Consider the following 14,113-nt stretch of genomic DNA (forward strand, 5'->3'; position numbering starts at 1 on the left):
CGCATGCATGCTGCTGCCCCGGAGGCCACGCCTGGACCGCCGCATGCGGGCGTGCGCATCGCACTGCTGTTCGCCTTTGCCGCTGCCTTGCCCCAGTTGCCTACCTGGAGCTACTGGCTGTCCGGGCTGATCGCTCTGGTCTGGCTGCGCACCATGGGTGCATCCCACGCGCGCTTTTACCTCAACGGCCTATGGCGTCTTCGCTGGCTGTTCTTCGCGATTGTCGCTCTGCACCTGTGGCAAGGTGGCGGTGAGGTACTGTGGCCCGGCATGCCCGGTTTGACGGAGCTTGGGGTCGAACAGGCACTGCGCCGCAGCGGGCTGCTGGTCGCCCTGCTGGGGGTGGTGGTGATCGTCACTCGGAGTACACCGCCGCGTTGGCTTGCGGCCGGTCTGGTCTGGGGGCTGCAACCTCTTGCCCGCATCGGCGTGCCCACACAACGCTTCGCGACCCGTGTTGGGCTGGTCTTCGCCGCTGTCGACGGTACGCGCGACGAGGCAGCACAACTGCGCACGGGATACCGTCGACTGGATGAGGCCGCGGCGCGGCTATTGCTTGCCGCCGAGCGCGGCGACTACACCCCCGGCCAGGCGGAGGCGCTGCCGCACGCCGGGGCTCTCCAGATGCTCGATCGAGGGCTGCTGTTGCTGGCCGCAGTCGTGCTCTTTGCGCTGTACGCCCCGTGATGCGCTGGGCAGCGGGTATCGAATATGCCGGCAGTGCCTACCGGGGCTGGCAGAAGCACGCACACATCGACAGCGTGCAGGCGCGGGTGGAGGCGGCGCTGTCTCAGGTGGGCAATCATCCCGTGGAGGTCATGGCCTCGGGACGTACCGATGCCGGCGTGCACGCGCGCATGCAGGTGGTCCATTTCGACAGCGAGGCGGCGCGAGGTCCTGATGCCTGGCGGATGGGGAGTAACGCCCATTTGCCGCGCGATATCGCGCTGCAATGGGTGTTGCCGGTCGATGCCGCATTCCATGCCCGTTACAGCGCCAGCGCTCGGCAATACCGCTACCTCATCCTGAACCGCCCCAACCGCAGCGCGCTATGGGCCCAGCGCGCCTGGTGGTTCCCGCAACCGCTGGATGCGGCGCAGATGCATGCGGCAGCACAGTGTCTGCTTGGCGAGCAGGATTTCTCCGCCTTTCGCGCCGCCGAGTGTCAATCACCGACACCGGTTCGCCGCCTCACGCGCGTCGCTGTGACACGCGTCGGCGACTTCCTGTGCGTGGACGTCCACGGCAACGCCTTCCTGCACCACATGGTGCGCAATATCGTGGGCTCGCTGGTGCGCATCGGGCAGGGACGCGAGGCGCCGGACTGGATGCAGACCCTGCTTGCCGGACGGGACCGCACGCGCGCGGGCGCGACGGCCAATGCGGAAGGGCTGTATCTGCTTGGCGCAGAGTACCCGGAGTACCCCGACATCGCCTCACCGTGTGCGCCGGATGTTCCTTGACGGGCGTACAATCCTCGGCCTATGCAACGGCGCACGCGCATCAAGATCTGCGGCATTACTCGGCGGGAGGACGCGCAGTTCGTCGCGGAAGCGGGGGCGGACGCCATCGGCCTCGTCTTCGTCGAAGCATCGCCGCGCGCCGTGGATATCGACACAGGGGTAGCCCTGCGTCGCATCGTGCCACCCTTTGTGCAGGTGGTGGCGCTGTTCATGGATGCCAGCAGCGAGACGGTGGACCGGGTCGTACGCGCGGTCGCGCCCGACCTGCTGCAATTCCACGGCCGGGAAGAGGCCCGCTTCTGTAGCGCCTTCGGCCGGCCCTATCTGAAAACCGTGGCAGCAGGGGCCGGACACGCCGATCTGGGCGCAGCTTGCGCGGCCTATCCCGACGCAGCGGCACTGCTCGTCGACGGTCACGCCCCAGGCGAGATGGGGGGCAGCGGCAGACATGTGGCACGTAGTGCGCTGGTGGGCGCCAGCCACCACCCACTGATCCTTGCAGGGGGTCTGCGACCGGACAATGTGGCCGCCGCGGTGCAACAATTCCGCCCATGGGCGGTCGATGTGTCGAGTGGCGTCGAGCACGCGCCTGGAATCAAGGACCGTGAGCGCATCGCCCAATTCATTACCGAGGTAGCGAGAGCCGATGAGCAGCAACCCGAATAACTACGCCTATCCCGATGCCCGCGGCCATTTTGGCCCGTATGGCGGCCGGTTCGTCGCGGAAACGCTGATGCAGCCGCTGCACGCGCTGGAGGAAGCCTATCTGTCGCTGCGCGACGACCCCGACTTTCGCGCCGAGCTGGACCGCGACCTCAAGCTCTACGTCGGACGGCCTTCGCCGCTGTACCCAGCGGAGCGCCTCACCAAGCGCTGGGGTGGCGCCGAAATCCATCTCAAGCGCGAAGACCTCAATCACACCGGCGCCCACAAGATCAACAACACGGTGGGCCAGGCACTGCTCGCCAAGCACCTCGGCAAGACGCGCATCATCGCCGAGACCGGGGCGGGACAGCACGGCGTGGCCAGCGCCACCATCGCAGCGCGCCTGGGGCTCAAGTGCGTCGTCTACATGGGTGCCGAGGATGTCGAGCGACAGTCGCCGAACGTCTATCGCATGAAGCTCCTCGGCGCCGAGGTCGTGCCGGTATCCAGCGGAACGCGCACGCTGAAGGACGCGATGAACGAAGCCCTGCGCGACTGGGTGACCAATGTCGACGACACCTTCTATGTCATCGGGACGGTGGCTGGTCCGCATCCTTATCCCATGCTGGTGCGGGATTTCAACGCGGTCGTTGGTCGTGAGCTGCGTGGCCAATGCCAGGAAGCCTTCGGTGCGCTGCCGGATGCTCTTGTGGCCTGCGTCGGTGGCGGCTCGAACGCCATTGGCATGTTCCACCCCTTCATCCCCGATAGCAGCGTACGCATGATCGGCGTCGAGGCAGGGGGCTACGGTATTGCCACCGGTCAGCACGCGGCGCCACTGTCGGCGGGGCACCCCGGCGTGCTGCACGGCAATCGTACCTACATCATGGCCGATGAAAACGGCCAGATCAGCGGCACGCATTCGGTGTCCGCAGGTCTAGACTATCCCGGCGTAGGCCCGGAGCACGCCTGGCTGAAGGATACCGGCCGGGTGGAATACGTCAGCGTCAATGACGACGATGCCATCGCCGCCTTCCACGAGCTGACCCGGGTCGAAGGCATCATTCCGGCCTTGGAGACCGCGCACGCGCTGGCGTGGGCCAAGCGTATGGCACCCGAAATGGGTGCCGGCAAGCGCCTGGTGGTCAATCTCTCCGGCCGTGGTGACAAGGACCTCTATACCGTCGCAAAACGGGAAGGTCTGAAGCTCGACTAGCCGCCTCAGCCGCCGCGCGGCAGGAAGACGCCGGGTGCCGCGCCCGGCGCATGCTCCGGGAAGACGTCCACAAGGGCCGACTCATGTCCGCGCCGGCGGCTGAGAAACTCGGCGAGCACGTCCCGCGTGTCCACGGTAATGGCGAGGTCCTCGCCGGCGGCCAGTTGCTCCGGCGCCAAGCCGGGCCAATCGCCGACCACGCGACCACCCATGACAGCACCGCCCAGCAGCCACAGCAGGCCGGCCGTGCCGTGGTCGGTGCCACGGGCACCGTTCTCGCCGGCGCGACGTCCGAACTCGGTCTGGACGATGACCGTCACGTCAGCCATGGCCGTGCCGAGGTCGGTATCGAAAGCCGCCAAAGCTTCGCACAGGTCGGCGAGGGCGCCGGGCAGAAAGTTGGGGAGATTCTCGTGGTGGTCCCAGCCGCCCACATCCAGGCACAGGACTTCCACCCCGAGATCGGCCTTGATGAGCTGGGCGGCCTGCAGAAGCTTGCTGCCCAGTTCGCTGTTTGGATAGCGCGCACCATGCTCCGGTGCGAATTGTGTAGGGTTGGCAGCGGCGAGGAGATCGATGGCCTGAAGCGCCGAGCCTGCGACCTCCGCGAAAGGGCGCGGCGGCGCATAGAGCAGGGCCAGGGTGTCCTGATAGCTGCTGCCGCCGGCAGCACCCAGCCCAAAGCTCGACAGCTCCTGAATCGCGAGTGGATCGCCGGCACCGGCCAGCGCCGTCGGAATCGCACCGCTGATCGATACCGCGCGCAGTGGAGAATCCTGGGTTGTGGCTGTGGCCTGTAAATGCCGGGCGAGCCAGCCGCTGCTGGCTTGATGGGACTCCGTGACGCCGCGCTCGCTGCGATCCTGCGCCTCGAAGTGCGAGCGCGACTGGTGTGGAATACCGCTGGACGGAAGCCAGGCCAGGCGGCCAGCCTGGAACAGGGGCAGAGCGGCGGAGGCGGCCGGGTGCAGGCCGAAGAAGCCATCGAGATCGATGGCGCCGCCACCGCTGCCGGGGGGTGGTACCGCGATGCGGGGTCGCAGCGCGGTGTAGTGCGGGTCGGCGTAGGGCACCACCGTATTCAAACCGTCGGCAGCACCGCGCTGAAAGAGATACACTAGAACATCCCGGCGGCTGCTCTGTCGGGCGGGGGCGGTCAGGAAAGCACGTCGTGAGAGATGCATGGGACTGGCTCAGCGCAGTTGCAAGTAGGGCGCACTGGCGAGCAGTGCAATGATCAGCGGTGCGAGCGCGCGCAGCGTGCCCGGGCTTTGTGGCGACGTGGCGCTGCCACCGATCTCGCCCACGAGGTAGTCGATGATGCGGTTGCGGTCGGGATCCGCGATCGCACGCACCACAACGCGTGCCGCGGCCATGTCGACCGCGTCCGCGACCGTCTCGGCCGTTGCCACGGTAGCCGCCAGATCAATGGCGCCCGTCTCCGCAAGGGCCGTCAGACCGAGGGCAATGCGCCAACGGTTAAGCAGGCCACTGGTGGACCGCCAGAAAGCGCCCTCGTCCGGATAGCCGTCCGGCGGCGCCCAGAAGAAGGGGACCTGCCCGAGAATGTCGAGCATGCCGTAGATCAGGCGGATGGCCTCGTCGCTGGGCAAGGTGTCGCTGGCCCGCAGGGTGCGCACCAGCTGTCCCAGAAACTCGACCGGACGGGTGGTCTTGGTATCGGCGGTCGCACGGAACCCCGGACGCCCCATGGCCGCGCGCAGGGCGGTGGGAATATCGCCGCCGCTCCCCGCGAAGGCAGCGGCCACGGCCTCGACATCACTGGTATCGGGCGTATCGGCCAGAAAGCGTCGGCAGATGCGTTCTGCAACATGGCGCGCGGTCGACGGGTGTGCGGCCAGCAGATCAAGGACGATCTCCCCATCACGCTGCCCGCCACTGGCGGGGATCGTCGTGCCCAGGACCTGCTTCTCGTCATCGTCATGCAGCGCCGGGATGAAGCGGAAACGGCCGGTGCGGAAATCGAGCGACCAGCCAGTGAAGCAGCGCGCGACTTCCTTGACATCGTCCTCGCTAAAGCCGCCGTCCACCCCCAGGGTATGCAGCTCCATCAGTTCGCGGGCGTAGTTCTCGTTGGGAGCCGTGCGCTGATTGAGGAAGTTGTCGAGATAGAAGAGCATGGCAGGGCTGCGCGCGGTGGCGCCCAGCAGCGCTCGGAAGCTGCCCATGGCATGCGGGCGCAGCGTTTCGAAATCATAGGCGGGGTGCAGAATCGGTCCGATGCCGTTGCGGATGTGGATATTGAAGTGGTCACCCCACATTTCCACCATCTGTTCAAAGAGCTGCCGGGGGCTGTAGAAGCGCCGCAACAGCGTGGCACTGATGAGATCCGCGACCACCTGCTGCTGATTGGCTGGAAAGCCAGCGCGCAATGCCTCCGGGGTGCGCAAGGCATTCGGAAAGCGAAAGGCAATCGCCTCCTCGACCGCCTGGTCATCGAGCATGTCGTAGCGCAGCTGCGCCTCCAGGTACCCTTCGATGTCGTTGCTTGCCTCTGCCATGTGTGCTTGCGACACGCCATAGCTGACCCGGCGCAGCTGCACGTAGGCGGCATCCGGTGCGGGAAGCACTGGGGGCATTTCGGTCGGGGGTGGCGTCGAGGCGCCTGTGCCGGCCTCGCTTCCGCCTCCGCCACAGGCGGGCAGCAGCGCGCCCATACCCGCCAGGGCAAGGCCTTTGCCGGTCCCTTCAAGAAAGGCGCGGCGATGCAGTGCAAAGGGGAAGGGCGCGGGGATAGCGGCCTGCGGACGAGCGCGATCAAAGGGCATGGCAACGATTCCAGAACGGGCAGGGCAAGGGACGAACTCCACCACGCGCGATGCGGGAGGAGGCGGGGCTTCATGGACTGATACACAGTGGAGCCGGAATTCCTGCAGCGCGCCTTGATCTGCCGCACCAACGGCGGATGCAAGGGGTCAAACGCGCACGCAGTCGGGCATCCGGGATAAAATTCGCGCCCCTGTCATCCGAGCGCCATGCGCATGAGTCGCATCACGACAACCCTGGACCGGCTGCGCGCCGAAGGCCGCAAGGCCCTGGTGCCCTTCATCACTGCCGGGGACCCGCATCCGGACCACACCGTCGGCTTCATGCATGCGCTGGTGCGCGGCGGCGCCGACATCATCGAGCTGGGTGTTCCTTTCTCGGACCCCATGGCCGATGGTCCGGTGATCCAGAAAGCCTGCGAGCGCGCATTGCGCGCTGGAACGAGCTTGCGCGGGATTCTTGAACTGGTGCGGCAGTTCCGCGTCGAGGACTCCGAAACCCCCGTGGTGCTCATGGGCTACCTGAACCCCATCGATGCGTTTGGCCTGGACGCCTTTGGCGAGGCGGCGCGCGACGCCGGCGTGGATGGCGTGCTGATCGTCGATCTGTCCATTGAGGAAGCCCCGGAAACGGCACCGCAACTCCACGGCTATGGGCTTGACTGCATCTTCCTGCTGGCGCCGACCAGCACGCCGGAGCGGATGGAGGCCGTGGCGGGCTACGGTTCCGGCTATGTGTACTACGTGTCGCTCAAGGGGGTCACCGGCTCCAGCCAGCTGGATCCGGAGGATGTCGCTGAACACGTGCGCGAGATTCGCGCCCACCTCGAACTGCCGGTTGCTGTCGGATTCGGCGTCCGCGACGCGCAGAGCGCGCAGGCGGTGGGTCGCTGTGCGGACGGTGTCGTGGTCGGCAGCGCGCTCGTGCAGCGCGTGGCCGATCTGTCCGAGACCCCGGAATCCATCCCTGAAGTGCTGGAAACGACCGTTCGCGCGTTGCGTGACGGTCTTGATGCGCTAGCATGACGCACCGCACATCGTCATAGCCCGAAACGGGCGCTTGGGAGCAAAGCGAAGGTGAACTGGCTCGACAAGATTCTGCCGTCGCGCATCGATACCAGCGAGACGGAACGCAAGAAGAGCGTCCCCGAAGGTCTTTGGACCAAGTGTGACGAGTGTCAGTCGGTTCTCTACCGCGCCGAGCTGGAGCGTACGCTGCGCGTCTGCCCGAAGTGTGGCGCGCATCGCCCCATCGGCGCGCGAGCGCGCATCGACAGCTTTCTCGACGCGGATGGCGAGCGCCAGGAGATCGGTGCCGCGCTGCGGCCCAGCGACCCGCTTCGCTTCCGCGACACCAAGAAGTATCGCGACCGGCTCAGCGAGGCCTACAAGAGCTCCGGCGAGAACGACGCTCTGGTGGCGGTCAAAGGCCACCTCCAGGCCATGCCGGTCGTGGTCACTGCCTTTGAGTTCTCTTTTCTCGGCGGCAGCATGGGCAGCGTGGTCGGTGAGCGCTTCGTGCGCGCCGTACGACTGTGCGCCGAAGAGCGCATCCCGCTCGTGTGCTTCTCCGCCAGCGGCGGCGCCCGCATGCAGGAAGCCCTGCTTTCGCTGATGCAGATGGCCAAGACCTCGGCAGCGCTGGCGATGCTGGCAGACCGTGGCGTGCCCTTTGTCTCGGTATTGACCCACCCGACCATGGGCGGCGTTTCCGCCAGCCTGGCCATGCTGGGCGACATCAATATCGCGGAGCCGGGCGCGCTCATCGGCTTTGCCGGCCCGCGCGTCATCGAACAGACCGTGCGCCAAACGCTGCCGGAAGGCTTCCAGCGCGCGGAATTTCTGCTGGAACACGGCGCCATTGATGCCATCATCGATCGTCGCGAGCTGCGCGGCCGCATCCATCGCATGCTTGCTCTGCTGACCCACGCGCCGCCGGCCGCGGCGACTTGATCGAACAGCGATGACAGGCGCTCGACCGTCGGTGACATGGTCGCTGGCGCAATGGCTCGCCTGGCTGGAAGCCGGCCCGCGTGGCGGCATCGAACTCGGGCTCGAACGTGTGGCGCGCGTGGCCCAGCGTCTGGCGCTGGCACCGCGCCCTACCGTGACTGTTGCGGGCACCAACGGCAAGGGCAGTTGCGCACAGGTGGCCTCGGATCTTGGCCAGGCCTGCGGCAAGCGCACCGGCCTGTATACCTCGCCGCACCTGCTGCATTTCGGCGAGCGCATCCGCATCGACGGCGTTCCGGTCTCGGACGCGCAGCTGGTCATGGCGTTCCAGGCGGTAGAGCGTGCCCGCCAGGACGAGCATTTAACTTACTTCGAGTTCACTACCCTGGCGGCACTCTGGGTCTTCGAGACGGAAGCGGTCGAGCTTCGCGTGCTGGAAGTGGGCTTGGGCGGCCGACTCGACGCCGTCAACGTGGTCGATGCCGATGTGGCGGTGATCACCAGTATCGGCCTCGATCACATGGCCGAGCTGGGGGACACCATCGACGCCATCGCGCCGGAGAAGGCCGGAGTGGCCCGTGCTGGGCGGCCCGCGATCATGGCCATGGCGGAACCGCCGCGTGCACTGCGCGCCACACTGGAACGGATCGGCGCCGATATCCGCCACCCCGACCTCCGCGTTACGCCGCAGGCGCTGGAATTGGCAGGATGGCCGCAGCCCCTGGCACGCCTTCGCGGCTGCAGTGATGCCCTGCAACGCAATGCCATTGGCGCCCTGCTGGCGTTGCAGGCACTTGGCATCGAGCAATCGATACTGGTGCGGCACTGGCCTACCGTAGCCGAAAGCTTCCAGCTCCCGGGGCGGCAGCAACGACGGGGAGACCTGTTGCTCGATGTCGCCCACAATCAAGAGGCCGCCGAAGAGCTGGTCTGCGCGCTGCAGGCCTCCAAGCTGGCACCGTGTTTTCTGGTGCTGGGCATGCTCGACGGCAAGCCGGTAGAGGCGGTGGCGCGCACGCTCGCGCCCGCCTGCCGTGGTTTCATCTGCGTGGATCTGGATTCCCCGCGAGCCATCCCCGCATCGCGACTCGCCGAGCGCCTGCGCTTGGCGGGCGTCGCTGTGTCGGGCGTGGCGGCCACCGTGGAAAAGGGCGTGAAACAGGCGCGGGCACAAAGCACACCCGGCAGCACCATCGTGGTCACTGGTTCCTTCTTCACGGTGGCAGGGGCGCTACGCGATGCATGAGGCCGAGGCCATTGCTTTGCGCAATCGCCTCATCGGCGCGGGGGCGCTGTGCGTGCTGGTGTTCATCGTCAGCTTGTTCATCCCCGAGCCGGCAGAGCAGGGCGAGGATCAAGGGGTGGTGATTGAGCTGGGACCTCGCTCCAGCGTGCCTCTGGAGAGCGCTGATGGGGGTGCGGCCGGCGCTACCGCCTCTGAGCCGGCGGTGTCCGCGCCGGCACCCCCGGGCCCCACCGGAGCAGCAGAGACAGATGCGTCTCCTCCCGCCGCACAGGCGTCGACCTCAGCGCCGGAGCCCCGACAACCTGCTGTTGCTGCCGAGGCCGCACCGCCGGCCGAGCCTTCACCGGCGCCGGCGCCGGCGCCTTCGCGCGATGCGACTGCCACTGCCAAGCCGGCAGCCCAGCCCGCGGCGCCGGCAGCGCCCGGGCGCTGGTGGATTCAGGCAGCCTCCTACAGCGATCCCGAGATGGCACGAGCGGGCCGGAAGCGTGCCACGGCGCGCGGTTTTGATACACGCCTGAATGAGGTCCGTATCGATGGAAAAGCCTGGTGGCGCCTGCAGATCGGGCCCTTTGTGGACGCTGCTGCGGCAGAGGCAGCCTTGGCGGAGGTGGAAGCCGCCGGATTCCGCGGCGCGCGCGCCATCGAACGGCAATGAAAGACCGTTCAACGGCGGCGGGGGACTGTCACGCGGGTGTTACAATCGCGCCGTTTTCAGCCGGCGGTTGCAATGAACTGGGTTGACTATTGCGTGATCGCGGCCGTCGTGGTTTCGGCCTTCATCGGTGTGCTCCGCGGTTTCGTGCGCGAGGCGCTCAATCTCAGCAGCTGGGTGCTGGCCGTGGTGGCAGCCATCTTCTTCGGACCTGTCGTCGATGGCTGGCTGGTTGACCTTATTGCGCTGGATCCGGCCCGACTGATCGCGGCCTATCTGGCGGTCTTCATCGGAACCCTCATCGTCGGCTCAGTCGTCACCTATCTCGTGGCATCCGCCATTCGTGGTACGCCCTTTTCCGGTGCCGATCGCGCACTGGGGGCCCTGTTCGGAACCGCGCGCGGTCTTTTGCTCGTCATCCTTGTCATCGCCGGAGCCGGCCTCACCGTCCTGGAGCGGGAGCCTTGGTGGCAGTCGTCGGTGATGATCCAGTCCCTTGAACCCTATGCTGCATGGGCGCGGGAGCAGTTGCCGCGTGAGTGGGTCGAGGACATTCAACCGTCAGACAGTGAGCGGGCTGCCTTTCTGGCACCCCTGCTTTCGGAGTAGCGCCCATGTGTGGCATTGCAGGCATTGTTTCCACCAACGCACCGGTCAATCAGGATCTTTTTGATGCATTGACCGTTCTGCAGCACCGTGGGCAGGACGCCGCCGGCATTCTTACCAATGCCGGCAGCAAGCTCTACCTGCACAAGGATCTCGGCCTGGTGCGCGACGTCTTCCAGCGCGATGAGCAGATGGCGCGACTGATCGGCCACATGGGCATTGGCCACGTGCGCTATCCCACGGCCGGTGAAGCCAGTGCCGCAGAGGCCCAGCCGCTGTACACCAACATGCCCTACGGCATCTCGATTGCCCATAACGGCAATCTGACCAATACCAAGGCGCTCAAGGACGAGCTCTTTGCCGATGATCGGCGCCACATCAATACCGATTCCGATTCGGAGATCCTGCTCAACATCTTCGCTCACGAGCTGATGGAGCAGGGCGATGGCCGTCTGTCGGCCGAGAACATCTTCGCCGCGGTTGCGGAGCTGCACGCACGCGCGCGCGGCGCCTATGCCTGTGTAGCGCTGATCACTGGCTTCGGCATGGTGGCCTTCCGCGATCCCTTTGGCATCCGTCCCGCCATCCTGGGGCGGCGCAGCGGCCCCAATGGCGACGATTACATGGTGGCCTCTGAATCGGTGGCCCTTGACGCTTTGCAGTTCGAGATCATCGGCGATATCGCCCCCGGTGAAGCAGTGGTGGTGACTGCGGATGGCAAGTTGCTGCGCCAGCAGTGCGCTGCCAAACCCCAGTGCGCGCCCTGTCTGTTCGAGTATGTCTATCTGGCGCGGCCGGACTCCGTGCTCGACGATGTCTACGTCTACAAGGCGCGACTGCGCATGGGCGAAAAGCTGGGCGACAAGCTGCTGCGCGAATGGCCCGACCACGACATTGATGTCGTGATTCCGGTGCCGGAGTCATCGCGCACCGCCGCCGCCGAGCTGGCCGGCCGCATCGGCGTGAAGTACCGCGAAGGCTTCATCAAGAACCGCTATATCGGCCGCACCTTCATCATGCCGGGGCAGTCGCTGCGCAAGAAGAGCGTACGCCAGAAGCTGAACCCGATCGATCTCGAGTTTCAGGACAAGAATGTGCTGCTGGTGGATGACTCCATCGTGCGCGGCACGACCTCGCGCGAGATCATCCAGATGGCGCGCGACGCCGGTGCGCGCAAGGTCTACTTCGCATCCGCGGCGCCGCCGGTGCGCTATCCCAACGTCTACGGCATCGACATGCCGACGGCGTCCGAACTGGTTGCCAATGGCCTGAGCGAGGCGGAAATCGAGCAGGCACTGCAGGCGGATCGCCTGATCTTCCAGGATCTGGACGATCTGAAGGAGTCCATTCGCGAGGGCAATCCCAAGCTGGAGCAGTTCGACTGCTCCGTGTTCACCGGCGAATACGTCACGCAGGACATCTCGCGCGACTATCTCGATCAGCTGGAACTGTTCCGCTCGGATGCGGCCAAAAAGGGCCGCCAGGACAATGGCCCTGGCATGCCGCTGGAAATCCATAACGCTGCCCATGGCTGATTCCCCCGACCACCGCGACGACGCTGGCTATGGCGCCGGCACGCTTGGCGTGCGAGGTGCCGAGGCGCGCACGCCCTGGCGCGAGCATTCGCCGGCCATCTTTGCCACATCCAGCTTCTGCTTCACCTCGGCCGAGCAGGCCGCCGAAATCTTCGCGGAACGCGAAGCCGGCTACGTCTATTCGCGCTTCTCCAACCCCACCGTGGAGGCCTTCGAGAAAAGGCTGGCCGCAATGGAGGGCGCCGAGGCGGGTATCGGCACCGCCTCTGGCATGAGCGCCATTCTGACGCTGTGCATGGCGCTGTTGTCGAAAGGCGACCATGTGGTGGCGTCGCGCACGCTGTTCGGCTCGACCATCTCCTTGTTCGACGGCATCCTGAGCCGCTTCGGCCTGCATTTCAGCTATGTCGATCCCTGCGATCTCGACGCCTGGCGCAATGCCGTCACCAGCCGTACGCGCATGCTGTTCGTGGAGAGCCCGAGCAACCCGCTGTGTGAGATCGTGGACATACCGGCTGTTGCCCAGATCGCCCGCGACGCGGACGCCCGTTTGGTGGTGGACAACTGCTTTCTGACACCGGTCTTTCAGCAGCCCATGGCCCTCGGTGCGCACCTGGTCATGCATTCGGCCACCAAGTATCTGGACGGGCAGGGCCGCTGTGTAGGTGGTGCCATCGTCGGCGACGCGGAGACTGTTGCGGGGACCTTGTTCCGCTTCATGCGTACCTGCGGACCGTCGATGAGTCCGTTCAACGCCTGGACCTTCCTCAAGGGCCTGGAAACCCTGCAGGTACGCATGGAAGGGCACGAGGCACGTGCGCGGCAAGTGGCCGAGGCACTGGACGGCCATCCGCAGGTACGCCATGTCTACTACCCCGGACTGTCCTCCCATCCGCAGCACACGCTGGCACAGCGCCAGCAGCGCGGCTTCGGAGGAATCGTCAGTTTCGATCTCGCGGATCAGGCGACGGCCTGGCGCTTCATCAATCGCCTGCAGCTGGCGTCGATCACGGCCAACCTGGGTGACACGCGCACGACGGTGACGCACCCGGCCTCGACCACCCACATGCGCATCGGGCCCGAGGCGCGTGCCCGCGCCGGCATCGGTGACGGGCTGGTGCGCCTCGCCATTGGCCTTGAGGACGCGGCGGACCTCGTCGACGACATTCGCGCGGCGCTCAAGGCCTGAACGTCGATGACGGCCGATCCCTGGCTGGCCGCAGCGGCGGAGGCGCTGCGCGCGGTATCACCGGAGGAGAAGTGTCAGGCGGTCGCCGCCTTAAGCGCACCTGTGCAGTGCCCTGTGCATGCCGCCGCCGACGGCCCGGCCACTTCGCTGCGGCCGGGTCGGCCGCAGCAGCCGGAACTGGTCCATCCACGCGAAGTGGCGCACCGCGGCCTGGGGACGCCGGCCGGCCGGGTAGCCTTGCTGCACGCCGTGGCGCATATCGAGTTCAACGCCATCAATCTGGCGCTGGACGCCATTGTCCGCTTTGCCGGAATGCCACTGGCCTACTACCGTGATTGGTGGTCGGTCGCGCAGGACGAGGCCCGTCATTTCCAGATGCTCGCCCGACGTCTGCAGGACTACGACGCTCGCTATGGCGACCTGCCGGCACACAACGGACTGTGGGAAATGGCGGAGAAAACCGCGCACGATCCCTTGCACCGCATGGCGCTGGTGCCGCGCGTGCTGGAAGCGCGGGGTCTGGATGTGACACCCGGCATGATCCAGCGCCTGGAGCAGGCGGGCGATCACCAAAGTGCCGCCATCCTCGGCACCATTCTGGATGAGGAAGTGCGTCACGTTGCCATTGGAAGCCATTGGTTTCGATGGCATTGTCAGCAAAGTGGCCTCGAGCCCGAATCAACCTTCAGCGCGTTGCTACGGGACTACGGGGTGGAAATCCGTCCGCCGCTCAATCAATCCGCGCGGCGTGAGGCGGGATTCAGCCGCCTGGAACTGGAAGGTTTCCAGCGCCGCCACTGAGTGCATGGAGCGGGCGCA

The 14,113-nt window shown here is 66.2% G+C and carries 14 protein-coding genes; 12 read left to right on the plus strand and 2 right to left on the minus strand.

The genetic code is table 11. The features are described 5' to 3' along the window. Positions 1-3 precede the first annotated feature (3 nt). The 4 genes from ACOOFO_RS09495 to trpB are packed head-to-tail and all read left to right on the plus strand — an operon-like array spanning position 4 to position 3,324. Positions 4-687, plus strand: a complete 684-nt coding sequence (locus tag ACOOFO_RS09495; protein ID WP_420426539.1) for a hypothetical protein — start codon at positions 4-6, stop codon at positions 685-687. Then, on the plus strand, positions 687-1,463 hold the full coding sequence (truA, locus tag ACOOFO_RS09500) for a tRNA pseudouridine(38-40) synthase TruA (RefSeq protein WP_420429714.1): 777 nt from the start codon (positions 687-689) through the stop codon (positions 1,461-1,463). Before ACOOFO_RS09495 ends, truA begins: the two co-directional genes overlap by 1 nt. 21 nt (positions 1,464-1,484) lie before the next feature. After that, entirely contained in the window at positions 1,485-2,129 is a 645-nt protein-coding gene (locus ACOOFO_RS09505; RefSeq protein WP_420426540.1) for a phosphoribosylanthranilate isomerase, read from the plus strand. Further along, positions 2,110-3,324: a tryptophan synthase subunit beta gene (trpB, locus tag ACOOFO_RS09510; RefSeq protein WP_420426541.1), complete on the plus strand. Its 1,215-nt coding sequence runs from the start codon at positions 2,110-2,112 to the stop codon at positions 3,322-3,324. Before ACOOFO_RS09505 ends, trpB begins: the two co-directional genes overlap by 20 nt. 5 nt (positions 3,325-3,329) lie before the next feature. Here the strand turns inward: trpB and ACOOFO_RS09515 are convergent, their stop codons facing one another. Further along, positions 3,330-4,508 (minus strand): DUF1501 domain-containing protein, encoded by a 1,179-nt coding sequence (locus tag ACOOFO_RS09515; RefSeq protein ID WP_420426542.1) that lies wholly within the window; start codon positions 4,506-4,508, stop codon positions 3,330-3,332. Positions 4,509-4,517: 9 nt separating this feature from the next. Beyond that, positions 4,518-6,113 carry a DUF1800 domain-containing protein gene (locus ACOOFO_RS09520; RefSeq protein ID WP_420426543.1) on the minus strand — a complete coding sequence of 532 codons (1,596 nt, stop codon included), beginning with the start codon at positions 6,111-6,113 and terminating at the stop codon, positions 4,518-4,520. A 213-nt stretch (positions 6,114-6,326) separates the two neighbouring features. Between ACOOFO_RS09520 and trpA the strand changes: the two genes are divergently transcribed. The 8 genes from trpA to ACOOFO_RS09560 all read left to right on the plus strand — a co-directional run bounded on the left by trpA (position 6,327) and on the right by ACOOFO_RS09560 (position 14,095). Further along, on the plus strand, positions 6,327-7,136 hold the full coding sequence (gene trpA / locus ACOOFO_RS09525) for a tryptophan synthase subunit alpha (protein ID WP_420426544.1): 810 nt from the start codon (positions 6,327-6,329) through the stop codon (positions 7,134-7,136). A gap of 51 nt (positions 7,137-7,187) precedes the next feature. Next, complete coding sequence (accD, locus tag ACOOFO_RS09530) at positions 7,188-8,063, plus strand: acetyl-CoA carboxylase, carboxyltransferase subunit beta (protein WP_420426545.1); 876 nt, start codon at positions 7,188-7,190, stop codon at positions 8,061-8,063. Positions 8,064-8,073: 10 nt separating this feature from the next. Then, entirely contained in the window at positions 8,074-9,309 is a 1,236-nt protein-coding gene (locus ACOOFO_RS09535) for a bifunctional folylpolyglutamate synthase/dihydrofolate synthase (RefSeq protein ID WP_420426546.1), read from the plus strand. After that, complete coding sequence (locus tag ACOOFO_RS09540; RefSeq protein ID WP_420426547.1) at positions 9,302-9,967, plus strand: SPOR domain-containing protein; 666 nt, start codon at positions 9,302-9,304, stop codon at positions 9,965-9,967. Before ACOOFO_RS09535 ends, ACOOFO_RS09540 begins: the two co-directional genes overlap by 8 nt. A 72-nt stretch (positions 9,968-10,039) precedes the next feature. Then, positions 10,040-10,573: a CvpA family protein gene (locus ACOOFO_RS09545; protein WP_420426548.1), complete on the plus strand. Its 534-nt coding sequence runs from the start codon at positions 10,040-10,042 to the stop codon at positions 10,571-10,573. A gap of 5 nt (positions 10,574-10,578) precedes the next feature. Next, positions 10,579-12,105, plus strand: coding sequence for an amidophosphoribosyltransferase (gene purF, locus ACOOFO_RS09550; RefSeq protein WP_420426549.1), 1,527 nt, complete (start codon positions 10,579-10,581; stop codon positions 12,103-12,105). Beyond that, positions 12,059-13,294, plus strand: a complete 1,236-nt coding sequence (locus tag ACOOFO_RS09555) for an O-succinylhomoserine sulfhydrylase (protein ID WP_420426550.1) — start codon at positions 12,059-12,061, stop codon at positions 13,292-13,294. Before purF ends, ACOOFO_RS09555 begins: the two co-directional genes overlap by 47 nt. 6 nt (positions 13,295-13,300) lie before the next feature. After that, a complete protein-coding gene (locus ACOOFO_RS09560) occupies positions 13,301-14,095 on the plus strand; it encodes a ferritin-like domain-containing protein (protein WP_420426551.1) in 795 nt (264 codons plus the stop codon). Positions 14,096-14,113 lie beyond the last annotated feature (18 nt).

The organism is Algiphilus sp., from assembly GCF_965216485.1.
Classification (GTDB): domain Bacteria; phylum Pseudomonadota; class Gammaproteobacteria; order Nevskiales; family Nevskiaceae; genus Algiphilus.